This is a genomic window from Occallatibacter sp. FHG110214_02, from assembly GCF_059115385.1.
Window position 1 is genome coordinate 59543 of the sequence record NZ_JBZYWK010000011.1, and the last position, 22342, is coordinate 81884.

Annotated in this window: 17 protein-coding genes and 1 pseudogene; 9 read left to right on the plus strand and 9 right to left on the minus strand. The window is 58.0% G+C overall.

Annotated features, from left to right (window positions below; all coding sequences use genetic code 11):
* Positions 1-27: 27 nt before the first annotated feature.
* Positions 28-708, plus strand: coding sequence for an HAD family hydrolase (locus AC5S3R_RS11770; RefSeq protein ID WP_494267237.1), 681 nt, complete (start codon positions 28-30; stop codon positions 706-708).
* A 762-nt stretch (positions 709-1470) separates the two neighbouring features.
* Here the strand turns inward: AC5S3R_RS11770 and AC5S3R_RS11775 are convergent.
* From AC5S3R_RS11775 to AC5S3R_RS11785, 3 genes are all read right to left on the minus strand, one after another.
* Positions 1471-2217, minus strand: a complete 747-nt coding sequence (locus tag AC5S3R_RS11775) for a carbonic anhydrase (protein ID WP_494267238.1) — start codon at positions 2215-2217, stop codon at positions 1471-1473.
* A gap of 160 nt (positions 2218-2377) precedes the next feature.
* Positions 2378-3541, minus strand: coding sequence for a methionine adenosyltransferase (metK, locus tag AC5S3R_RS11780; RefSeq protein ID WP_494267239.1), 1164 nt, complete (start codon positions 3539-3541; stop codon positions 2378-2380).
* Positions 3542-3732: 191 nt separating this feature from the next.
* Positions 3733-4320 (minus strand): helix-turn-helix domain-containing protein, encoded by a 588-nt coding sequence (locus AC5S3R_RS11785; protein WP_494267240.1) that lies wholly within the window; start codon positions 4318-4320, stop codon positions 3733-3735.
* Between the two features lie 288 nt (positions 4321-4608).
* Here AC5S3R_RS11785 and AC5S3R_RS11790 point away from each other — a divergent pair, with 288 nt between their 5' ends.
* From AC5S3R_RS11790 to holA, 3 genes are all read left to right on the plus strand, one after another.
* Complete coding sequence (locus AC5S3R_RS11790) at positions 4609-5712, plus strand: ABC transporter permease (RefSeq protein ID WP_494267241.1); 1104 nt, start codon at positions 4609-4611, stop codon at positions 5710-5712.
* Positions 5713-5840: 128 nt separating this feature from the next.
* Complete coding sequence (locus AC5S3R_RS11795; RefSeq protein ID WP_494267242.1) at positions 5841-7466, plus strand: ArnT family glycosyltransferase; 1626 nt, start codon at positions 5841-5843, stop codon at positions 7464-7466.
* A gap of 300 nt (positions 7467-7766) precedes the next feature.
* Entirely contained in the window at positions 7767-8873 is a 1107-nt protein-coding gene (gene holA / locus AC5S3R_RS11800; RefSeq protein WP_494267312.1) for a DNA polymerase III subunit delta, read from the plus strand.
* A gap of 80 nt (positions 8874-8953) precedes the next feature.
* Here the strand turns inward: holA and AC5S3R_RS11805 are convergent, their stop codons facing one another.
* A complete protein-coding gene (locus AC5S3R_RS11805; protein ID WP_494267243.1) occupies positions 8954-9922 on the minus strand; it encodes a DMT family transporter in 969 nt (322 codons plus the stop codon).
* 223 nt (positions 9923-10145) lie between these two features.
* Here AC5S3R_RS11805 and AC5S3R_RS11810 point away from each other — a divergent pair, with 223 nt between their 5' ends.
* Both AC5S3R_RS11810 and AC5S3R_RS11815 read left to right on the plus strand, forming a co-directional pair.
* The gene (locus AC5S3R_RS11810) at positions 10146-11426 is read left to right on the plus strand and encodes a YncE family protein (RefSeq protein ID WP_494267244.1); all 1281 of its coding nucleotides are present in this window, start codon (positions 10146-10148) and stop codon (positions 11424-11426) included.
* A gap of 285 nt (positions 11427-11711) precedes the next feature.
* On the plus strand, positions 11712-12449 hold the full coding sequence (locus AC5S3R_RS11815) for a Stp1/IreP family PP2C-type Ser/Thr phosphatase (RefSeq protein WP_494267245.1): 738 nt from the start codon (positions 11712-11714) through the stop codon (positions 12447-12449).
* Between the two features lie 293 nt (positions 12450-12742).
* Here the strand turns inward: AC5S3R_RS11815 and AC5S3R_RS11820 are convergent, their stop codons facing one another.
* Together AC5S3R_RS11820 and AC5S3R_RS11825 are read right to left on the minus strand one after the other, a co-directional pair.
* A complete protein-coding gene (locus AC5S3R_RS11820; RefSeq protein WP_494267246.1) occupies positions 12743-14497 on the minus strand; it encodes an MFS transporter in 1755 nt (584 codons plus the stop codon).
* A 45-nt stretch (positions 14498-14542) separates the two neighbouring features.
* Complete coding sequence (locus AC5S3R_RS11825; protein WP_494267247.1) at positions 14543-15427, minus strand: ROK family protein; 885 nt, start codon at positions 15425-15427, stop codon at positions 14543-14545.
* A gap of 145 nt (positions 15428-15572) precedes the next feature.
* Here AC5S3R_RS11825 and preA point away from each other — a divergent pair, with 145 nt between their 5' ends.
* From preA to AC5S3R_RS11840, 3 genes are read left to right on the plus strand one after another with little or no spacing between them, the layout of a single operon-like run.
* Positions 15573-16958, plus strand: coding sequence for an NAD-dependent dihydropyrimidine dehydrogenase subunit PreA (preA, locus tag AC5S3R_RS11830; protein WP_494267248.1), 1386 nt, complete (start codon positions 15573-15575; stop codon positions 16956-16958).
* A 16-nt stretch (positions 16959-16974) separates the two neighbouring features.
* The gene (gene hydA, locus AC5S3R_RS11835; protein ID WP_494267249.1) at positions 16975-18378 is read left to right on the plus strand and encodes a dihydropyrimidinase; all 1404 of its coding nucleotides are present in this window, start codon (positions 16975-16977) and stop codon (positions 18376-18378) included.
* A complete protein-coding gene (locus AC5S3R_RS11840; protein ID WP_494267250.1) occupies positions 18368-19621 on the plus strand; it encodes a Zn-dependent hydrolase in 1254 nt (417 codons plus the stop codon). The genes hydA and AC5S3R_RS11840 overlap by 11 nt, the downstream gene beginning before the upstream one ends.
* A 27-nt stretch (positions 19622-19648) precedes the next feature.
* Here AC5S3R_RS11840 and AC5S3R_RS11845 read toward each other — a convergent pair whose 3' ends face one another.
* From AC5S3R_RS11845 to AC5S3R_RS11855, 3 genes and pseudogenes are all read right to left on the minus strand, one after another.
* Complete coding sequence (locus AC5S3R_RS11845; RefSeq protein ID WP_494267251.1) at positions 19649-21082, minus strand: NCS1 family nucleobase:cation symporter-1; 1434 nt, start codon at positions 21080-21082, stop codon at positions 19649-19651.
* Between the two features lie 113 nt (positions 21083-21195).
* The gene (locus AC5S3R_RS11850; protein WP_494267313.1) at positions 21196-21903 is read right to left on the minus strand and encodes a LysR family substrate-binding domain-containing protein; all 708 of its coding nucleotides are present in this window, start codon (positions 21901-21903) and stop codon (positions 21196-21198) included.
* Positions 21904-21939: 36 nt separating this feature from the next.
* Positions 21940-22038, minus strand: a pseudogene (locus AC5S3R_RS11855) (helix-turn-helix domain-containing protein); the annotation flags it as partial.
* Positions 22039-22342 lie beyond the last annotated feature (304 nt).

The window sequence follows — 22342 nt, forward strand, 5'->3', positions numbered from 1 at the left end:
GCTTGCTGGTCCGGCTACAATCGGAGCATGGCCTTTTCTGTTTCTTCTTCCCCCGTTGTCGTTCGCTGCCAGGGCGTTCTTTTTGACATGGATGGCATTCTCATTTCGTCGCTTGCTTCGGTGGAGCGCAGTTGGACGAAGTGGGCCAACATGCGTGGGCTGGACCCGGCGCATGTTTTGAGCGTGATTCATGGCCGCCGTGCAATTGAGAGTGCGGCTGAGCTGCGGCCTGACCTTGATGCAGAGCAGGAACTCAAGCTGATTGAGGAAATTGAGGTTGCGGACGGGGACGGCATTGAGGTGCTGCCTGGCGTGAAGGAGCTGCTGGCGAAGCTGCCTGCGAATCGCTGGACGGTTGTGACTTCTGCTACGGAAAGGCTGGCCCGGGCGCGACTTGCAGGGCAGGGGCTGCCGGTTCCGGAGCGGATTATTACGGCGGATTCGGTGCCGCAGGGGAAGCCACATCCTATGCCTTACCTGGAAGGCGCTAAGCTGCTTGGGTTTGCCGCCGAAGAGTGTGTGGTTTTTGAGGACTCCGCTTCTGGCGTGAAGGCTGGTGAGGCGGCGGGGTGCACGGTTATTGGGACTACGTTCTCCCATGACCCCGCTGAGCTTGAGGCTGCGGATTATCTTGTGACGGACCTTGCCGGGTTGACGGTTGTGGTTTCTGAGGGTGGGTTGGAGTTGAGTTTTCAGCCGCTGGGTTAAGAATCTTTGTACCGCGTGTGAGATGCGCACAGTGGCCCCGTTTTCGGGGCCATTTGTTTTGTATGAGTTGCGGGGGATTGCACAGGGACTGTGCAGTTTCTTTATTCCGGAACTGTGCAAAGGCAGGGACAAGGGACAGGTGGGGTGTGGCTGTTGTTTGCTGCATAGCTTGCTCCTTTCTTCACAGTTCCAGTGTCAGGAGGGGGGAGGGGTACCCTCTTTCGGTCCTTAAAACAGAACGGCCCGGTTCCTTGGCGGAACCGGGCCGTTTTTCTGCTTATTTTTAGTTTGGCATAAAGCATCATAATTGAGCGCAAACTTGTTGGAGTTTTTTGCTTAATGGAATCAATGGGTTAGAGAATATTTTTGCCCGCAGGGCTTGACAAGGGTTTTCCACAGGCTGAGGGCGAAGGACGAGAAAGGCAAAGGCAACTGCAAAAACAAAGGCAAGGGGGCAACCGCAGATCCTTCACTCCGCCTACCCCACGAACGATAAGGCCATTCGCGGGGCCCCTAAGCGCTTCGTTCAGGATGGCACTGCTGACTTTTGCGGGAGAACGGAGATGGGGGACCGAGATGCGGAAGGGGACTGGCGGTATGGGTAATCCCACCCTTGCGACAGGAAGAAGTCGCAAGGATGGGGCACGGGTGATTTGTGGGCTAACTGGGAAAAGGCAACGGCGAGAACAACTGCAGGGCCCTCGGTTGCGCTCAGGATGACAACGCTACTTTTTGTGGCGTGGCTGCCTGGATGGTCAGCCCCTACTCGCTGGCTTGGATTTTGCGGCCGTGGAGGTCTTGCAGGGGGCGGGAGTTGATGGGGTAGATTGCCGCGAAGGTTCTTAGCTGACTGCGGCCTATGGTCATGGGCGTCTGCATGACGAACCACTGCGTGCCTTCGGTGCAGGGGGGCATGCTCAAGGAGCCGGTGTAGGTCCAGTAGGCGCGGTTGCCGGGCAGGAGTCCGCCGGGGTTGATGTTGTCTGTAATCTTTTCCGTCTGGCCGGCGGTTTTGGGCAGGTTGGTCCAGAGCGTGGAGATGAGCGCATTGGGGGTGTTGATGTCCTCGTTCAACAGGACGGAGATGATGGCGTATTTGCCGTCGGCGCTCTTGTGCAAGAACTGTACCGACATGTCAGCCAGGCGGCCTTTGATGGCCTCTTCGCCGGGATGGTGGAAGTGGAACTCCACGAGGTCATAGCGGGCGCCGTTGGCAACGATGTAGCTGCCCGGCGCTACGTTGACCTGGATGGTGTGGCCATTGTTGACGACCTCCGCAGGGGCTGAGAGGTAGTGGAACTCGATGGGCTGGAGCGCCTTGTTGCGTTTGGCTCCGCGCAGGTCGATGGGAGACTGTTCCTTGCCGCCGCAGGCTTTGTAGGACGGGTCCAGCTTGGCCCAGTTGATGGGGCCGTATTTGCCCATGTAATCCCAATGTGCCGCGTCCTGTGCCGAACCGGAAACCGCAAATCCAAGAACCGCCGCAGCGGCCAATAAGCTTACACGCATCCTTTGCTCCTCTTGCTGTTGGGAGTTCTCCCCGGAAAATTCTAGTCGATAGACGTATGGGGACGGAAAATATCCCGTTGTGGGGGAGGGGAGGGGGGGTCTGTGCAAAGAAAAACCGCATGGAGTTTGGAGGCTCCATGCGGTTTCTTTTTTGTGAGATTTACTTGGCTGCCGTGACTGCGGCGGCCTGTTCCTTGAGGGCTGCGGCCTTGTCGGTCGCTTCCCAGGTGAACTCAGGTTCGGTGCGGCCAAAGTGACCGTAGGCTGCCGTCTTCTGGTAGATGGGGCGGCGCAGGTTCAGGCTCTCGATGATGCCCTTGGGCGTGAGCTTGAAGTTGGCGCGGACCAGCTTGGTGAGCTCGGCGGGGCTGATTTTGCCGGTGCCGAAGGTATCGACGAGGACCGAAACCGGGTCGGCAACGCCGATGGCGTAGGCGAGCTGAACTTCAGCGCGGTCGGCGAGGTCGGCGGCGACGATGTTCTTGGCGATGTAGCGCGCCATGTAGGCAGCGGAACGGTCCACCTTCGTCGGGTCCTTGCCCGAGAAAGCGCCGCCGCCGTGACGGCCCGCGCCACCGTAGGTGTCCACGATGATCTTGCGGCCGGTGAGGCCCGTGTCGCCCATGGGTCCGCCGATAACGAAGCGGCCGGTCGGGTTGATGTGGTACTTGGTGTTCTCGTCAAGCAGCTCGGGCGGAAGAACTGCCTGAATGACGTGCTTGAGGATGTCGGCGCGGAGCTCTTCGGTGGTGATGCTGTCGGCGTGCTGCGTGCTGATGACGACGGCATCGATGCGGACGGGCTTGCCGTTCTCGTCGTACTCGACCGAGACCTGGCTCTTGCCGTCGGGGCGGAGATAAGAGAGCTTGCCGGACTTGCGGACTTCGGTGAGTCGGCGGGTGAGCTTGTGCGCGAGCGAAATCGCCGTGGGCATCAGCTCAGGCGTTTCGTTGGTGGCGTAGCCGAACATCATGCCCTGATCGCCAGCGCCGTCGCGGTCAACGCCCTGGGCGATGTCCGGAGACTGCTTGTTGATGGAGGAGATGACGGCACAGGTGTTCGAATCGAAGCCGTAGACGGCATTGTCATAACCGATGGAGGCCACGACACCGCGTACGAGCGACTGGAAGTCCACGTAGGCCTTGGTGGTGATCTCGCCCGCAATGACCACGAGGCCCGTGGCGGTGAGGGTTTCGGCGGCTACACGGCTGTAAGGGTCCTGCTCCAGGCACGCATCGAGAATTGCGTCGGAAACCTGGTCAGCAATCTTGTCCGGGTGACCTTCTGTCACGGACTCAGAGGTAAATAAAAAACGGTCGCTCAATTTCTATTCCTCCCCATTGAAGGGAAATTTCGTTCGAACTGAAACAGCCAGCCCTGTGCCCGCGACAAACTTGTGCTCAGGCAACGTACCAATGGTAATTGGCGAGGGTGGGGTAAGCCAAAGGGTACCAGTGAATGGGGCAGGCGGGTGGTTGAAGAGAGCAAAGCCGCAGTTAAGCGGGGCAGGGCGGCCTACGCAACGGTAGGCTGGGGCGGGGCGAGGTCCCGAAGTGGTTGCGATTGATGGGATTGCGAGGGGTCGGCCCGGGTTGGGGAGGTTTGCGCCGGGGCGTGCGAGCCGGGCATTACGTTGGACCACCATCCGGCACGGACACCGTAATAACGCACGGCGAGGAAAGCGCCTGCGAGCACCGCTGCCAGCAGGAGCGCCGCGCCGAGCCACTTGAGGCGGATTTCATTTGCTTCGTGGCGTTGAATGCGGGCTTTGCCTACATTGGATGCGAACTCGGTCCAGTTGCGGTCGTCGTCGAGAATCTGGCCGCTGGCCTGATAGGCGCGCATGAATCGCTCGGTCCACGCTTCCTGGTCGAGGCCGACGGCGCTGGCGTAACCGCGCACGATGCCCTTGTTGAGGATTCCGCCGGGAAGCTGGCGAAACGCCTCCTGCTCCAGCGCCTGAAGATGGTGCTGGCTGATCTTGGTCACGGCCGTGATTTCTTCCAGCGCAATTTTGCGGGTCATCCGCTCTTTGCGCAGGTCTTCACCGAAGCTGCCCATTCGCCGCCCTTGTGCAGCGTAGCTGGATTCCCTGGCTGGCATGGCCCCTTGCGCTGATTTTGCGATTCGCGCTGGTTTCCGTGCCGGTGTAAGCCTTTTGAATCCTGCCCAACTGCTCAAAAGTGAGGTTTTCTGCCTCTGCTGAGGATTATCCCCCAACCTTAAATGCTGGTCTAGTTCCCGTCAAAGTACTTCGGCATATTTTTTGCATTCTTTACCACTTTGGGAGAGGACCAGTTTGGTTCCTTTGGACAGGGTGCAGTGGGTTCTGTGCTGGAACGAGAGCGCAACTGTACCCCGCACCCTGCACCCTGTTACCCTCGTCTTTAGATGAACAAGCTAGTTGTCGCCAATTTGCTGCACCGCCCCATGCGCTCGATTATCAGCGTGCTCGCTGTTGCGATTGAGGTCATTATGATTCTCTCGATTGCGGGTGTTTTTATGGGGATGCTTAACGATCAGAAGACACGCACGAACGGCATTGGCGCGGACCTGATGTTGTGGCCCTCGAACAGCAGCTATATGAATGGCGTTGGCGGCGCGCCGATGCCGGCCAAGATTGCCGATGTGCTGAGGAAGTTGCCACATGTGGCGGCTGTTGCGCCTGTCATTCAGCACTTCAGCATCAGCAATCATCCTGAAGTCATCTACGGCGCTGACTATGCGAGCTTCTCTTCGCTCAAACCGTTTGAGTTTCTTGCCGGTGGTCCGTTTACCGGACCCAATGACGTCATCATTGACGACATCCAGGCTGCTTCCAAGCCGCCGCTCCACGTGGGCGACACTATCCAGATTCTTGATCATCCGTTTCGGATTTGCGGCATTGTGGAGCATGGCAAGGGGAGCCGCAAGCTTATTCCGATTGACACCATGGGCGAGTTGACGGCTTCCGTAGGCAGGGCTTCCATCTTCTATATCAAGCTGGACGATGTCAGTAATCTCGAAGCTGTTCGCAAGGAGATTCACGAGACCAAGGGGCTGGAGGAGTATCCCGTTACAAGCATTGATGAGTGGCTTGCGCAGATGACTCCCGACAAGCTTCCCGGCTTTAATATTGCGCTGGGAACGGTCACGGCGATTGCGGTGATTGTGGGCTTCCTGGTGATTTTCCAGTCAATGTATACGGCGATTCTTGAGCGCACCCGCGAGATTGGCATTCTGAAATCGATGGGCGCTTCCAGGACCAAGATTGTGAATCTTGTGCTGCGTGAAACGGCTGTGCTGGCCGTTGCGGGAGTTGTGCTTGGCATCCTTGGCACCTTTGGTGTCAAGCTGCTTCTCGATCACTTGTTCCCGACGCTGAACTTTGAGATTACTGCTACGTGGATTGGACGCGGCGCGGCGATTGCTTTTGCTGGTGCGATTCTGGGAGCGGTCTATCCCGGATGGATGGCGGCGCGTAAAGACCCGATTGATGCGCTAGCTTATGAATAGCAAAAACGGAAAATCAGGGGAAAGTAACGAGGGGCGATAACTAATTCGCCCCTCGTTCTTTCTCACTCGTCCCTATATACTTAGCCCATCCCCTAAAACCTGCATGGCTTCGGGAGACTACATTCGTTTTGAATATAAGCATCAAGCGTATCGGGCTCTTTCTCTGGATTCTGCTGATCGCTGCATTCGCAGTGTTGCATGGGGTGCATCTGCGTGCGGATTTTCCTAATCACTCGCCATGGCACATGGATTATGCCAAGTACACCGATGAGGGGTGGTATGGCAATGCGGCTGTGCGCTCGCATTTGTTGGGCTCGTGGTACATTCCGGGGGACTTTAATCTTGCGCCTGCGGTTCCTGTGTGGCCGTTTCTTGAGTGGGTTCTCTTCTTCTTTACCGGCGTGAGCATGGTGGCGGCGCGTGGGCTGGCTATCGGCTTCTTTTTTGTGAACCTTGTGCTGAGCTATACGCTGCTGCGCGTTCGCAGCGGGTGCTGGACGGCGCTGCTTGCGTTGACGCTGGTTGTGACGAGTCCGTTTCTCTATGCGTTCAGTAGATTGGCGATTCTTGAGCCGCTGTTGACGGCTTGTTTTCTGGCGGCGCTCAATTTGGCTGTGCGGCTGCCGCGCTGCAAGTGGCCTGTTGTTACTTCGGCTGTGATTGGGCTGCTGTATACGGGGATGCTGTTTACCAAGACTTCCGCGGCCTTTCTGCTGCCTGCGCTGGCCTGGGCGATTCTTGTTGCGCTGCATGAGACATCCGAGGGATGGCGGCCTTCACCGGTGGCGATTCGGAGCTTGCTGGCGGCTGGGGCTACTGCGGCGATTACTTCTGCTGCGTGGATGGCGTTCATTATTCATCGCGGGCTGCTTGCGGATTTCAAGTACCTCTTTTTTGTGAATAAGTATGTGAAGCCGCCGGAGTGGTACTGGCCGCTGTGGAGCCTTTGGTGGTGTTTTCATGGCAGCTTGTGGATTGACGGCATTCTTATTCCGCTTGCGGGAGTTCTTTTTCTTGCGGTGTTGGCGGCGCTTTTGTTCTGGCGTGTGGAGTGGGCGAAGAGGCTCTTTCTCGATCCGGTGTTTGGTGCGTCGGCGCTTGCTGTTGCGGGCTACATCCTGTTCATGACTTACCAGAACCATCCGCAGCCGCGCTATTACACGATTGTGGCGGTGTTCTCGATTTTCGTGCTGGTGCTTGCGGCGGAGGCTTTGGTGAATACGGCTTCGCAGGCGCAGGTTCGCGTGCCGAGGCTGATTGGCGTTACGGGGATTGCCGCGGCTTTTGTTGCTGCTGGTGCAGGCGCTGCGACGATGCTTACGTGGGTTACGCATCCTGAATACACATGGATGAATGCGGCGCGGAATCTTACGCGGTATATTGACCAGCATCCGAATGGGAAGCGGTTGATGGTTTCTATCAGTGGCGATGAGATTACGATGATGACGCATTTGCCGACGCTGTGCGATGACTTTGGCACGATGGAACTGCCGGACAAGATGGCGAAGTATCAGCCGGGCTGGTGGGCTACGTGGAATGATATCGACGCGGGGACGCTGGAAGATATTCATACGCATTTCAACCTGGAGCAGGTGGCTAGTTTTCCGGCGCTGGATGACGAGGAGCGCAATGTGCTGGTGTTATTCAAGCTGCATCCGCTGGCTGGTGGGGATACGCGTGACCCCGGTGTGGAGAATCTTAAGGTGAAGCTGCCGGGGGATAGGTTTGATTTGGAAATTAATGATGAACCGTGAAAGGCAGGGTATGGGGTGTAGGGGACAGGGTTTTAGATAAAGGGCAAAAGCTATAAAGGAAAAGGCTGTATATTTTCCTTCCTTTGCGGAGAACGCTAAGGAGGGGGGAACCCGGTACTCAGTGAGTGCAGAATTGGTTTTCTATTTCCCATTTCCTGTTTCCTATTCCCTGTCTTTTTAACTTCAATCGCTGCTATCCTATACAGAAGTGAAGCCTGCTAATCCAATCCGGAGACGCGCCCTGTGAGTACACAACGCTGGGGCGCGGGATTTACCGCGACAGGACGCTTTGTTTCCGAGATGGATGCTGCCGCTAAGAACTCCGGGGCGCTGAGGCCGGGGTATGTGCTGGCGGGGGATGAGCTTTTTCTGCAGGAGCGGTGCCGGGCGGCGGTTCTGAAGGCTTTTGTGCCGGAGGATTTGAGGGATTTTTGTCTTTCTGACCTCGATCTTGGCTCTGCTTCTATCTTTGAGATTCTTGACCGGGCGCAGACGCCTTCGTTGATGGCTCCGTTCCAGGTGATCTTTGTTCGCAATGTGCGGCAGCTTTATACGCGTGGGGCGAAGAAGGATGAGTTTGCTGCGCTGGACCGCTACTTCAAGTCTCCGAACCCGCAGGCGCTGCTGATTTTTATTGCGGATTTTTTGCGTATTCCCGCAGACACGCGGCGCATGGAGATGGACGACAAGAGCAAGTATGAGCGCATTACGGAGACTCTTGGCGAGCACTGCGGCATGGTGGAGCTGACACGCGTTACGGAAGAAGACGCGATGCGATGGGTTGTTGCTACGGCGCAGGACGGCGGGGCGAAGCTGGAGCCGGATGCGGCTCGCGAGCTGGTGGATGCTCTGGGCGCGGACATGATGCTGATTGCTTCGGAGATTGAAAAGCTGCTGCTTTATACCGAGGGCAAGGGGCGTATTACGCTGGGCGACGTGGAGACGATGGTGCTGGGCGCGAAGCAGAGGTCACTGTATGAGCTGACCGACGCTATCAGCGCACGGCAGCCGGCGCGTGCGCTGGCGCTGCTGCATGGGTTGCTGAACTCGTCCGATGCGGGGGAGGATGCGGCGATTGGGCACCTCTACATGCTGGCGCGAACTTTTCGGCAGATGCTGGTGATTCTGGAAAAGAATGTGCGGGACCAGCGGGCCATTTGGCAGGCGCTTTGGCAGGGGTTTCGGATTCCGCCGTTTGCCGCGGATGATTTGATTCGGCAGGCGCGGCGGTATAAATCGCGGCGCGATTTGACGCGGAATCTAAGGTTGATTGCGCGGGCGGATCTGGAGCTGCGTTCTTCGCCGCCGGACAAGCGGCTGGTGCTGGAGCGGCTGGTTTATGACCTTGCTTCTGAGCCTAAGCCGCCTTCGGCTTGGGCTAGTGCGCAGCTTTCGCTTGAAAGCTAGGGTACGGGGTGCAGTCTAGTTGGCTGTGCGCTGTGGCAGGGAAGTAGCCGGATTATCATCTGTGACCTGGCATCTGTAACTTACTCCAACACTACTTCTGGGGCGGAGCTTCTTGCGGTCATTACTACGGCTGCGCCTACGATCATTCCGCCGCCTAGCCATGCGTAGGGGCCGAGGTGTTCGCCTAATAGCTTGACGCCGAGGAATGAGCCTAGTGCCGGCTCGATGTTGAGGAAGACGCCAGCGCGTGAGGCGGGTACGTGGTGGATGCCCCAGTTCCAGAGCAGCGTTGTGGCAGCGGTGCAGAATAGTCCGCTGGCGGCTGAGGCTAACCAGGCTGTTTTGCTGAGGTGCGCGAAGGGGATTGCCGCGCTGTGGTTGGGGATGCCGAGTTGCAGGCAGAGCGGTTTGAGCGCGAGCGGGCCGAGGATTACCGCGATGAGCATGATGGTGCCGGTGAGCAGAAGGTAGGCTGTGACTACGGGCGGACTGTGCAGCTCCATCAGGCGCTTGTTCATCAGGATGGAAAAGAGCGCTGCGAAGAGTGAGACGACTACGAGCAGGTCTCCGGTGAAGGTGGGGCCGCCGTGTGTGGCGACGTGATTGCCGCCCACGACTACCAGCACTACTCCCGCAGTGGATGCGGCGATGGTTGTCCAGCCTACCCAGTCGAGCCGTTCGTGGGTGAAGATGGTTGCTCCGATGGCGAGCATTACCGGCATGGCGCCGACCATGAGCGCGGCGTGGCTTACGGTGGTGCGGGCCAGCCCGTTGAATTGCAGGAGGAACTGTATGGGAATCCAGAGGGCCGCTGAGGATAGAAGAAGGCGGAGTTCTTCGCGCTTGAAGCTTACGCGGTTGAGCAGTAGCACTGGCAGCATGCCTATCATGGCGAATAGGAAACGGTAGAGCACCATGTACTCCACGCTCATTTCATTCAGCGCGAGGCGTCCGAAGTAGAATCCTGTGCCCCAGAGGCAGCCTGCGGCGGCGCATGCTGCGTAGCCCGCCCAGTGCGCTGCGCCATTCTTCTTGCTTGTTGTTGTCATGCTAGTTCTACTGTCGCATGAAAGGCGGGGTACAGGGTGCAGGGTACGGGGTACAGGGTTTTAGATAAACGGCAAGGGCTATAAACGGCAAAATCTATAGATATTCTCTACGTGCTTGAAACCGCTGTGCATGAGGGGGAATTCGGGTCTGGTGGAATTGTGTGTTGGCTTACTCCCTTTTCCCTTGTTCGCCTGGTCCCTGCTTCTGCGAAAATATCTCTGAATGTCTCGCTACCTCCGAGCTTCGCATCTTTGCCCGCTGACGCTTGTTGCGCTGGCGGCGTTGCTGCTTCCGGCTGCGGCGCTGGCCAAGAAGAAGCCTGCGCCGGCTGTTCCGCCGCCGCTGCGCGCTACTCTGCAGCCTACTGCCTCCATTCCGGTTGAGCCGCTTGGCTTTGCTGCGCCGGGGGATTTCTACATGGGTACGCGGCAGACGTTGGCTTCGCTTGATTTTCTTGACGAAGATCATCTGCTCTTCAGCTTTCGGGTTCCGGGGCTGGTGCATCGCGATCCGAAGGGAGAGCCGTCTGAGACGGAGCGGCATATTCGCGCGGTGGTTCTGCATATTCCTGATGGGGCTGTGCAGTCCGAGGCGCTGTGGACTGTGCATGACCGGCTGCGGTATCTCTACATGCTTGACGGCGGGCAGTTTGCGTTTCGCGACCGGGATACGCTGCATGTGGGCGATGCTTCTTTGCAGATGAAGCCGTGGCTGCACTTTCCGGGCGCGCTGCTGTATGTTGAGTTTGACCCTACGCTGCAGTATCTTGTCGCCAGCTCGAATGAGCCTGCGTCTGTGCAGCCCAAGGAGGGCGAGGTGCCAAGGCCTGCTACTGAGGAGGCTTCGGTGACGTCGGATGAGGCACCGCCTAGCAGCGCCAAGCCGGATGTGGTGCTGCGCATTATGAGCCGTTCTACTGGAAGGGTGATGCTGCTGAGCCGTTACAGCTCGCCGATGCATGTGCCTCTGAATGCGGATGGGTATCTGGAGGTTCTTCGCGGACGGGGTGCTCAGTGGGTGCTCAACCTGGATTATTTTTCGGGAGGCACTACGCGGGTTGGGGCTGTGGATTCGACTTGTTTGCCTTCGCTGAACTTTCTTTCGCAGAAAGAGTTTCTTGCTACGGCTTGTACGAGCTCGGGGGCCAGCTGGCTTGTTGCGCTCTCGACGGATGGACGTAAGCTCTGGCAGTCGTCGGGGTCGGATTCGATTGTCTGGCCGATTTTGCTGGCCAGCCGTAACGGGGCGCGGGTGGCGCATGAGGTGCTGCAGAGCTCGCATCCGGTGAATGCGGTGCTTCCGCTGAGCACTTCGGACATTCAGAGCCAGAAGGTGACGGTTTACGACGCGGCTACGGGTAAAGAGGTGCTGCGGGCTGAGGCTAGCCCAATTCTGGATGCTGGTGGGAATGTGGCGCTTTCGCCTTCAGGCAGGCGCGCGGCGGTGCTGATGGATGGGAGTATCCAGGTTTTTGAGCTGGGGGATGCGCCAGCGGCGCCTTAAAGGCAGGGGACAGGGTGTAGGGTACGGGGCACAGGGGTATAGATAAAGGACAAAAGCTGTAAAGAGCTCCTTATAAAAAGCTGTATGTGTTCCACCATGCGTTTAAAGATGCACATGGGTGGGGTACCCGATATCTGTTGAGGCATATCCCAGCTTGTCCCTGTTTCCTCCGTCCCTTTGTCCCTGTTTTTCAGTAACTTCCCATTGGTACCTATTCCTCACCCATCTTTCCGGTACCAATTGATGGAGCAGAGGTATACACTGTTTTGCGGGAGTTTCCGCACCGTGGCCACTGCAACTGTGCGCTTTGTGGCTGCCGCTTTGACTGATCGCGGCCGCAAGCGCCCCTCCAATGAGGACGCATTTGGTTATTCCGTTGAGGACGGCGTTTACGTTGTCTGTGATGGCATGGGAGGAGCCGCGGCTGGTGAGGTCGCAAGCTCTATCGCCGTGGACGAGATGCTGCGCGTCTTCAACGAGCGCAACGGTTCGGCTGTGCTGCCGCATGATGCGGAAGAGGCTGCCTGCATTGCGAACGAGGCTATCTATTCCCGTGCGCAGCGCAACTACAAGCTCAACGGCATGGGTACTACGCTTGTTGCTGCCATTGTTCGCAACCAGCATGTGTGGATTATGAACATCGGCGACAGCCGTTGTTACCGGCTGCGCGCGGGGCAGTTTGAGCAGATTACGCTGGACCACTCGCTGGTGGAAGAGCAGGTGCGGATGGGCCGCATGAGCCGCGCTGAGGCATTGCGTTCGCCGCTGCGCAATATGATTACTCGCGCTGTGGGCACGCAAAATCATGTGACTCCGGACTTTTTTGACTTTGATGCGGAGCCGGGGGATTTGCTGCTGCTTTGCTCGGATGGGCTGACGCGGGAGCTTTCCGATTCGCTGATTCAGTCTCTGGTTGCAGGCGAGGAGCTTTCGCTGGAAGAGCGCTGTATGCAGCTTGTGGAAGCGGCTAAGAAGGCCGGCGGGCATGACAATATCACTTGTTTGCTGGTGCAGGCTAGCTGAGAGCGTAGGTATTTCTGTAGAAGAAGAGTAGTTCCGGGGCTAAAGCCCCTATTTTTCTTTCAGGGCATTTTTCAGGGGCCTGAAGACCCATGCTCCCTCCGGAAAATCTAATTCTGATTTGTCTTTTTGGGGCTGGGCTTATTGTCGAGGCTGTAGCCCCGGCCTGCCTTTTTTTGCAGTGCATCATCGATATGTTAGGGAAATATGCTGGGGCTGTTTGGGTAACTGGTGAAAAGCCAGTTACCCAAACAGCCCCAGTATGTCTTGCACGTAAGGCGCGGTTGCCCGTCCGGCTAGGACTCGAAGAATTTTTCGATTTCTTCGAGGGTTTTGCCTTTTGTTTCCGGCAGGAAAAAGAGCACGGTCAGGAAGTAAATTACCGTGAGGCCGGCGAAGAGGTAGAACATCGTCGAGTAGCCGTATTTGCCTACTACCGGGAGGAAGACGGCGGCCAGTGCTGTTGAGACTGACTGGTTCAGGACGAGCGCGATGCTCATGCCGTTGGAGCGGATGCGCGTGGGCATGAGCTCGCTGAGCGCGAGCCATACGGCCACGCCGGGGCCGGATGCGTAGAAGCCTACGAAGAGATAGATGAAGATGGCAACGAGCCAGCCGTTTGAGGTGCTGGGGACCGGGGTGATGTAGGCGTGCTCGATTTTCAGCGGAGCGGTGCGCGCGGCGTCGAGGTTTGCGACGGGGTCCTGGAAGAAGGCGGCTACTTTCGTGTCCGGGATTGCTGAGTCACGGCTGATTGCGATGGGCGCGGCGTCAGCGGCTGCGACCTCCGGCGTTGTGCTTGAAGAGAAGTCGCCGTAGGAGTAGATGACTGCCAGCGTCTGGGGGCCGTTTACGGCAGGGGCTCCGAGTTTCTGCAGGGCGTTGGCGTCGAACTTCAGGTCGAGCTTGTCGCCGGAGACCAGCGCCTGCACGGCATCGCGGGCGTCGTAGCGGTTTTTCTCCATGCGGAGGAAGAGCGTGCCGACAATCAGCATGGTGACGATGATGCCCGAGGTTCCGGTGAGGAAGAGGAACTTGCGGCCCTTCTTGTCTACGAGCTGCATGGCGATGACCGTCATGATGAAGTTGACGAAGGTGAAGATGACGTATCCCCAGTGGGCGAGCACGTCGCTGAGGCCACTCTGGATGAGGATGTCTACGTTGTAGCCGATGACGGAGTTGATGCCCGTGGCCGTGTTGCAGGCGAGGATGACGCAGGCCAGCAGGAAGGGCAGCACGTAACGGCGGCTTAGCAGCGAGTCTTTATAGACGGGGCCGGAAGAGGATGTGTTCTCTGCCGCGGTGGCCGTCATCTCGGCTAGCTCGGCTTGTGCCTGCTCTGGTGTGCGCGAGCGGAGGAGTGCGGCCTTTGCGGCATCTACGCGGCCTTTGCGGAAGAGCCAGCGGGGCGACTCCGAGATAAAGAGCGCGGTGATGACGAAGAGCAGGCCGGGAGGCAGGGACGACCAGAAGATGGTGCGCCATGCGAAGTCCTTGGCGTGGAAGAGCGCGTCTGCGGTGCCGGTGCGCGCAATCTCCGCTACGTGGTAGCTGATGAACATGCCCATGAGCGCGGCGGCGAAGATGCCGAGCGTGAGCAGCCATTGGAAGATGCCGGTACCTTTGCCGCGGTTTTTGGCTCCGAGGCACTCAGCAAGATAGAGCGGCACTACTACGCCGATGAGTCCGCCGCTGACGCCTTGCAGAAGGCGGCCCATGAAGAGCGGCACAAAGCCGTGTGCGAGCGCGATGATGGGCACGCTGATGGCAAAGGCTACGCCGCTCAAAATCATGAGGGGCTTGCGGCCCATCCAGTCGGCCAGCAGGCCGGCGAAGAGTGTGGAGAAGACGCTGCCGAGCAGGACGGCGGCGACAATGATGGATGTTTCGCTGCGGCTGAGGCCGGAGGTGGCCTGAAGGTAAGGCAGCGCGCCACCAATGATGCCTACGTCGATGCCGTAGAGGAGTCCGCCAAGCCCGGCGACGAGCAGAAGGAAACGGTTGTAGCGGGCGAGGTTTGGGTCGGAATTCGATTCAACGGCAGTGGGCATTCAATAACGCTCCGGCGGGGAAAATATGGGTGAAATGTCAGCTTATCAGGATGCCGTCTCGCGCCAGAACTGGGCTGCTCCGGCGAGGGGCGCCTGGTCGCCGAGCGTGGCGAGGACGACGGTGAAGCCTAATCCTTCAATGAGTTGTTCTGTGGATGGGAGGAAGAGGCTGGCGGAGCGTGCGATGCCGCCGCCGATCATGACTCGCTCAGGTTTGAAGGGCGCGATGACGTCACGGAGGACGTTGCCGAGGTTCTGGCCAAACTCCTCGAAGACGTCGCGGGCGTTGGCGTCGGAACTTGCTGCTTCGGCGATTTGCAGGACTTCCTTTTTGGCTCCGGTTTTGACGGTGTAGGCGGTCTTAATCCAACGGGTTGATATCAGGTCTTCTACTGTGCCGTCTTTGTAAGGGAAGTTCCAGATTTCGCCGCCGGGAGGGACGCCTTCTCCCGTGGTGACGTGGCGGCCGTTTACGACGAAGGCGCATCCGACGCCGGTGCCGAGGGTGAGGCCTGCGGAGCGGGTGGTTCCTTTGAGGCTGCCTGTGCCGACTTCGCCGAGCACGTAGGAGGCGGCGTCATTGAGGAAGAGAACCTGCTGCGGGTTCCAGCCGAAGCGCGAGGCCAGCGCGGTGCGGAGGTCCTGCTTGTAGAGGTATTCGAGCTTGTGCTGCATTAGGCTGATGCCGTTTTCGTAATCGAAGGGGCCGGGCACGGCTATGGCTGCTCCGGCGAGTGTTTCGCTGGTTGCAGCCTCTGAGCCGAGCTCGTGCAGCAGCGTAACGAAGCCGTCAAAGCTGGTGATGTTGGAGAGCAGGCCGGTGGTGCGGCGGACGATTGTGAGGTCCGGGAGCTGGCAGAGGCCTGCGCTTACGTGACTTCCGCCAATGTCAAAGGTGACTACGTATTTTGTTTCCTGAGTACTTGCCAACGCCGTGTTCTCCTTGTGTTCCGCAACCTTTGTAGGATAAGGGATTTGGGTGCGACTTGTGGGAGGTGTGCCGGTTTGCGGTGGATTCGCTTGAGGTTTGCACTAGAATGAGAACTCCTTACGGAGCCGGGGAGGGTGGAGAATCATGACGGACCTGAGTATCAACTTTGCGGGCATTCAGTCGCCCAATCCTTTCTGGCTGGCCTCGGCGCCGCCGACGAATACGGGGGCGCAGGTTCATCGCGCGTTTGAGGCGGGATGGGGTGGCGCGGTGTGGAAGACGATTGGGCAGCCGGTGCTGAATGTGTCGAACCGCTATGGCGCCTGGCATCACGGGCGCAAGCGGATGCTGGCGATTAACAATGTGGAGCTGATTTCCGACAGGCCGCTGGAGGTGAATCTTCGCGAGATTGCGGAGGTGAAGCGGGTGTGGCCGGACAGGGCGGTGATTGTTTCGGCGATGGTGGAGTCGAAGCCCGAGGCGTGGCACGAGATTGTGCGGCGCATTGAGGACACGGGTGCGGATGGGATTGAGTTGAACTATGGGTGTCCGCATGGAATGAGCGAGCGCGGCATGGGTGCGGCGGTGGGGCAGGTGCCGGAGTACTGCGAGCAGATTACGCGCTGGGTGATGGATGCGGCGAAGATTCCGGTGATTGTGAAGCTGACGCCGAATGTGACGGATATTACGAAAACGGCGCGGGCCGCGCTTGCGGGTGGGGCAAATGCGCTGTCGCTCATCAATACGATTAACTCGATTGTTGGCGTGGATCTGGATTCGCTGGAGATTGAGCCGAGCATTGGCGGCAAGAGCAGTCATGGTGGCTATGCGGGGCCAGCGGTGATGCCGATTGCGCTGAATATGCTGTCGGCGATTGGGACGGATGCGGTGGTATCGAAGGCGGGCGTTCCTGTTTCCGGCATGGGCGGCGTGGAGACGTGGGAGGATGCGGCGCAGTTTTTGTTGCTGGGTGCTACAAGCGTGCAGGTGTGTACGGCGGTGATGCACTACGGCTTTGGGATTATTGATGAGCTTTGTAAGGGGCTTTCGGGTTGGATGGAAGAGAAGGGCTTTCATTCAGTGGCGGAGGTTGTGGGGCGCAGCCTGCATCGCGTGTCGGCGTTTGAGCATTTTGACCTTGCGTATCGCACGGTGGCGCGCATCGACCAGGAGAAGTGCATCAAGTGCAATTTGTGTTATGTGGCATGCAATGATGCGGCATACCAGACCATTGATTTGATGGATGCAGAGGGTAGGGTGGTGGAGCCGGACGCGCTGGATTTGCGCACGAATGGCAGGATGAAGCCGATGGCGGAACGTCCGCAGGTGGTGGTGCGTGAAGAAGACTGCGTGGGGTGCAGGCTTTGTTACAACATTTGCCCGGTGAGTGAGTGCATTGCGATGGTGGAAGAGCCTTCTGGGCGCGAGTCCGTGACGTGGAAGGAACTGACGCAAGAGCAGCCGGAGGTTGCGGAGGACTGGGCGGCGATGCAGAAGTATCGTGAGCAGGCGGGAATCAATATTCACTAGGGCTGGGGTGCGGGAAATGAGTTTGCTGATTCGCGGCGGCGAGATTGTTACGGCTGAGGAACGCTATGTCTCGGATGTGCTGGTGGAAGGGGAGACGATTGCGGCGATTGGGAAAGATATTGCCGCGCCACCGGATGCAGAGGTAATCGATGCTACGGGAAAGCTGATTTTTCCGGGGTTTATTGATCCGCATGTGCATATTCACTTGCCGTTTATGGCTACGTTTGCGAAGGATACGCATGCGACTGCCAGTAAGGCTGCGCTGATTGGCGGGACTACTACCTATATTGAGATGTGTTGTCCTTCGCGTGGTGAGGATGCGCTGGTAGGGTATGAGCTTTGGAAGCAGAAGGCTGCGGGGAACAGTGCGTGTGACTATGCCTTCCACATGGCGGTGACACGGTGGGATGCGCGGACGGAAGCGCAGTTGCGGGAGATTGTTCGCGATGGGACGGCTTCGTTCAAGATCTTTCTTTCGTACAAGAATTTCTTTGGCGTTACGGATGAAGAGATGTTTGGCGCGCTGAGGCTGGCTGCGGAGCTTGGAGTCATCACGACGGCGCATTGCGAGAATGCGGAACTGGTGGCGCAGTTACAGCAGCAGTTGCTTGCGGAAGGCAAGATTGGGCCGGAGTGGCATGAGCCTTCGCGGCCTGAGTCTGTGGAGGCTGAGGGGACGGGGCGCTTTGCTACGTTTCTGCGTGCGACGGGAGCGGCAGGGTATGTGGTGCATCTTTCGTGCGAGCCTGCGCTGCGTGCAGCGGTGAATGCGAAGCTGGGCGGGGCACGGCTGTGGGTGGAGTCGGTGCTGCCGCATTTTCTGCTGGATAAGACGTATGCGGAGCGGGCGGGTGTTGAGGGGATGCAGTTTGTTATGTCGCCGCCGTTGCGGGATAAGCGTAATCAACGGGCTCTGTGGGATGCGTTGCAAGCGGGATTGATTGATACGGTAGGGACGGATCATTGCCCGTTTGATTTGTCGCAGAAGATGCTTGGCGAAAAGGCTTTTACGCAGATTCCGAATGGGATTCCGGGGATTGAGGATCGCGTGAACCTGATGTACACCTATGGCGTGAAACGCGGCGGGCTGGATATTCATCGCTTTGTGGACGCGCTGAGTACGAAGCCTGCGAAGTTGTTTGGGCTGTTTCCGCGCAAGGGTGCGATTGCTGTGGGTGCTGATGCGGACCTTGTTGTCTATGACATGGATTATCGCGGCGTGATTTCTGTAAAGACTCAACATACGAATAATGACTACAACGGGTTTGAGGGATGGGCGATTGAAGGGCGTCCATCTGTTGTGACTGTGCGCGGGAAGGTGCAGGTTCGCGATGGTGCGTTTGTTGGAGAGGCGGGGCGTGGGAAGTTGCTGCGCCGGGAGCCGCAATATTTTCGGGGTGAGGTAGCGCATGCCGGTTAATGCTCAGTTTGCGGTTGATCTGTTGAAAGAGTTGCGTGCTTTGACGGCGGATGAGAATGGCGCGCAGCGTGTTGCGTGGACGCCGATGTGGTTGAAGGCGCGGGAGTGGTTCCAGGCGAAGCTGCGCGAGTTGCCGGTAGAGCATCATCTGGATGCGGCGGGAAATAGTTGGGCCACGCTGGCTGGTGCTTCGCCGCGCACGCTGATTCTTGGGAGTCATCTGGATTCGGTGCCGAATGGTGGATGGCTGGATGGATGCTTGGGGGTGCTTGCTTCGTATGTGGTGTTGAAGCGCATTGTTGAGGAGTATGACGGCAAGCCCCCGGTGACGGTGCGGCTGGTGGATTGGGCCGATGAGGAAGGCGCGCGCTTTGGGCGCAGCTTGTTTGGGTCTTCTGCTTTTGCGGGGACGCAGACGATTGAGGAGGATCGTAATCGTACGGATGCGAATGGTGTGAAGCTGGAAGATGCGCTTGCTGCTTGCGATGTGAAGATGGATGCGATTGGAGATGCGCAGCAAGAGCGTGGGGATGCGGCTGCATATCTCGAATTGCATATTGAGCAGGGGCCGGTGCTGGAGAGGATGAATCTCCCGCTTGGCGTTGTGTTGGGTACGAAGGGCGTGGAGCGGCATGCGATTACGTTTCATGGGCAGGAGGCGCACTCGGGCTCAACGCCGATGACGGCGCGGCGCGATGCGCTGGCTGCTGCGGCGAAACTGGCGCTGGAGATTCGACCGATTGCGAGGAAGTATCCGGATGCGGTTTGCACGATGGGGAGCGTGAAAACTTTTCCGGGGATTGTGACGGCTGTGGTGGGGCGGTGCGAGGCCACGCTGGATCAGCGCGATCTGGATGCGGATGTATTGGCTGCAATGTATCGCGAGGCGCAGGAGAAGAGCAGGCAGTTTGCGGAGGAAGAAGGCTGCACGGTGGAGTGGTCGCGCATCTGGAATATTGCGCCGGAGCCGTTTCATCCAGAGTTAATTGCGCTTGCGGAAGATGCTGTGCGGGAGACGGCGGGGAGTGTGCATAAGCTGCCGTCTGGGCCGCTGCATGATGCAGCGGAGGTTTCGCGTGCGGGGATTCCGACGGTGATGTTGTTTGTGCAGTCGCTGAAGGGGATTAGTCATAACAAGATTGAAGATACGCGGGAAGACGATATCAAGCTGGCGGTGGAGGCGTTGGATAGGCTTGCTTCCAAGACGATTCACTGGATTGCATTGCACGAAGACGGTAGGTGAACTGCGATCTTCCTGGAACAATTTTGCTCAGGCTGTTTCTTTTGCGCCTGCTGTTTGTGATGCGATGGCATTGCTTGCGGCAGGCGCAGCGAGTTTCATGAGCAGTAGATAGAGGATGCCCGAGGTGAAGAAGCCTACGAACCATGCGTAGTCGTAGAGGAAATGCAGCGAGGGCATGAAGAGGCCGATGAGTGCGATGAGGACTCCGAGTGCGAGTGCGATGACTGCGCGTGGATTGATGCCTTTGGTGTAGTGATAGGTGCCTTCGCGGTGATAGAGGGAGTTTATATCCAAGGTTGTTTTGCGGATGAAGAAGTAGTCCGCAATCATGATGCCAGCTACGGGGCCGAGCAGGCCGGAGTAGCCGACGAGCCAGCCGAAGATGTAGCTGTCGGGTGTGGCTAGCAACTTCCATGGGCACATGGCGAGGCCGAGGAAGCCGGTGATGAGTCCGCCGGTGCGGAAGCTGATGAGGCGCGGGTAGAGGTTGGAGAAATCATTGGATGGAGAGACGACGTTGGCGCCGATGTTGACGTTGAGTGTGGCGACGAGAATGGCGATGAGAGCAAGGAAGGCTACGAAGGGTTGATGGAAGAGGCCGATGAGAGTGATGGGGTTCCAGACGGGATGGCCAAAGAGGACGGTGGAGGCCGAGGTGACGATGATGCCGATGAAGGTGTAGAGCGTCATGGCGACGGGCAGGCCGAATGCTTGTCCCCATGCCTGGCCGCTTTGTGATTTGGAGTAGCGCGTGAAGTCGGGGATGTTGAGTGCGAGCGTGGCCCAGTAGCCGACCATGGCGGTGAGCGAGGGGATGAAGACGGCGAGGAAGCTGTGCGTGGAGTGGAACTGGCTGGGGATGGAGAGCATGGAGCCGAAGCTGCCTGCTTTGACGCGTACCCATATGAGCAGGGCGATGGCCATGACAAACATGAAGGGTGCGCCGAAGGCCTGCAGGTGGCGAATGGATTCTGTTCCTCTCCACACTATCACCATGTTGAGAAGCCAGAAGCCGAGGAAGCATATCCAGCGGATGGCGTTGCTGGTTTCCGTGGAGGGCCAGATGACGGCGAGCATGGAGTGGATGGCTGAGCCCCCGATCCATGATTGAATGCCGAACCATCCACAGGCGACGAGGGCGCGGAGGATGGCGGGGATGTTGGCTCCGCGAACGCCGAAGGATGCACGGATGAAGACGGGGAAGGGGATTCCGTATTTGGCTCCGGCGTGTGCGTTGAGCAGCAGAGGAACGAGCACAATGAGCTGGCCTAGCAGGACTGTGCCGATGGCTTGTTTCCAGTCCATGCCTTTGGCGATGAGCGATGAGGCGAGCTGATAGGTGGTGATTTCCATCGACATGGAGAACCAGAGCGCGATGTAGTTGTAGGTGGCCCAGGTGCGGTCAGCGGGCGAGGTGGGACGCAGGTCGAGGTTCGACAAAGAGGGGTCGATGGAGGACACGCTTTCTCCTTTGTTGTTTAGCAGTATGCACCGGGAGGCGGATTTGCCAAAGAAGGATGGCATGAAGAATTTGCTGAAACTGCCGTATCGGTGATGCGATGCAGCGTGTGGCTTTATGGAAGATGGCTTTTCGCCTTCGCGCGGATAGTGGCGGCTTCTTCCTGCAACATATCGATAAAGGAACGCAGAACGACAGAAGTTTCTTCCTTGGGCCATGCCGCAATTAGCTCCACGCGTTCGCGGTCTGGAATCATCCGCAGAAACTTGACTTCATCTGCGCGCAGGTTTCTGACGCAGGCCGGAACAATCGATGCGCCTGCTTCCGATGCCACCAGAGAGAGTACGGTTTGCATCAGGGTTGGCTGATGTTCCACGTGAGGAACAAACCCAGCTTCTCTACACATGGTGGTGATGCTATCGAAAAGACCGGGAGCTCCGCTTCGATGGAAGAGAATCAGAGGCTTGCCGTCGAAGCGCTTTAGCTCAACACCTTTTCCCGTGGGAGCGCAGTGGTCCGGCATGGCAACGAGATGGGGTTCTTTATAGAGAGAACGTGTATCAAAAAAAGCAGACTGTTCGCTGGAGAGCGGCCTGGTGAATCCGATATCCAGGTCTCTGCGCGCGAAAGCCTTCTCCTGCTGCAGTGGTGTGAGCTCATCCAGCACTAACCGAACGCCTGGATAGCGCTGTCGATAGAGGCGAATCAGTCCCGGCAGAAAAGACGCTGTTGCAGAGCCGATGAAACCTATACGGAGTGTGCCGATTTTGCCGCGAGAGGCGCGGCGTGCCGCTTCGATAGCCTGCTGCGCCTGCTCCAGCACGCGAACAGCTTCGACATAGAAGATTTCGCCTTCCGGTGTCAGACGGGCACGGCGCTTCTCTCGAACAAACAGCTTTACGCTGAGTTCCTCTTCCAAATCCGAGACAGCCTGGCTCAGTGCAGGCTGTGCGACGTTTAGTTGGCGAGCAGGTTCCCGGTAACCGTTCTACTGAACTACTGCCGTGAAATAGCGAAGATGTCTTAGCTCCATGTTGAGCGTAGTTCCTTATCAAAGTGAACATATCTTATTAGGAATCATATCAATTTCTCTGTAATCTACTCCTATAGCTGACGGCTACAAGCCGCGCTAAGGAGAAATCAGAGATATCTACCGCTACCGGAACACTTTTTCAGCCTCTTACCGTTGCCACCGCTCCCGAGGCTTCCAAACTTGTTCTTGAGAATATTCAGAAGGCTTTTGGCTTTATCCCGAATACGCG

Bases quoted from the DNA above. Each gene is read 5' to 3' on its own strand.
- hydA (WP_494267249.1), top strand. From the start codon at position 16,975: ATGAGTTTGCTGATTCGCGGCGGCGAGATTGTTACGGCTGAGGAACGC.
- AC5S3R_RS11775 (WP_494267238.1), bottom strand. From the start codon at position 2,217: ATGCGTGTAAGCTTATTGGCCGCTGCGGCGGTTCTTGGATTTGCGGTT.
- AC5S3R_RS11770 (WP_494267237.1), top strand. From the start codon at position 28: ATGGCCTTTTCTGTTTCTTCTTCCCCCGTTGTCGTTCGCTGCCAGGGC.
- AC5S3R_RS11805 (WP_494267243.1), bottom strand. From the start codon at position 9,922: ATGACAACAACAAGCAAGAAGAATGGCGCAGCGCACTGGGCGGGCTAC.
- AC5S3R_RS11840 (WP_494267250.1), top strand. From the start codon at position 18,368: ATGCCGGTTAATGCTCAGTTTGCGGTTGATCTGTTGAAAGAGTTGCGT.
- AC5S3R_RS11790 (WP_494267241.1), top strand. From the start codon at position 4,609: ATGAACAAGCTAGTTGTCGCCAATTTGCTGCACCGCCCCATGCGCTCG.
- holA (WP_494267312.1), top strand. From the start codon at position 7,767: ATGGATGCTGCCGCTAAGAACTCCGGGGCGCTGAGGCCGGGGTATGTG.
- preA (WP_494267248.1), top strand. From the start codon at position 15,573: ATGACGGACCTGAGTATCAACTTTGCGGGCATTCAGTCGCCCAATCCT.
- AC5S3R_RS11785 (WP_494267240.1), bottom strand. From the start codon at position 4,320: ATGCCAGCCAGGGAATCCAGCTACGCTGCACAAGGGCGGCGAATGGGC.
- AC5S3R_RS11810 (WP_494267244.1), top strand. From the start codon at position 10,146: ATGTCTCGCTACCTCCGAGCTTCGCATCTTTGCCCGCTGACGCTTGTT.
- AC5S3R_RS11820 (WP_494267246.1), bottom strand. From the start codon at position 14,497: ATGCCCACTGCCGTTGAATCGAATTCCGACCCAAACCTCGCCCGCTAC.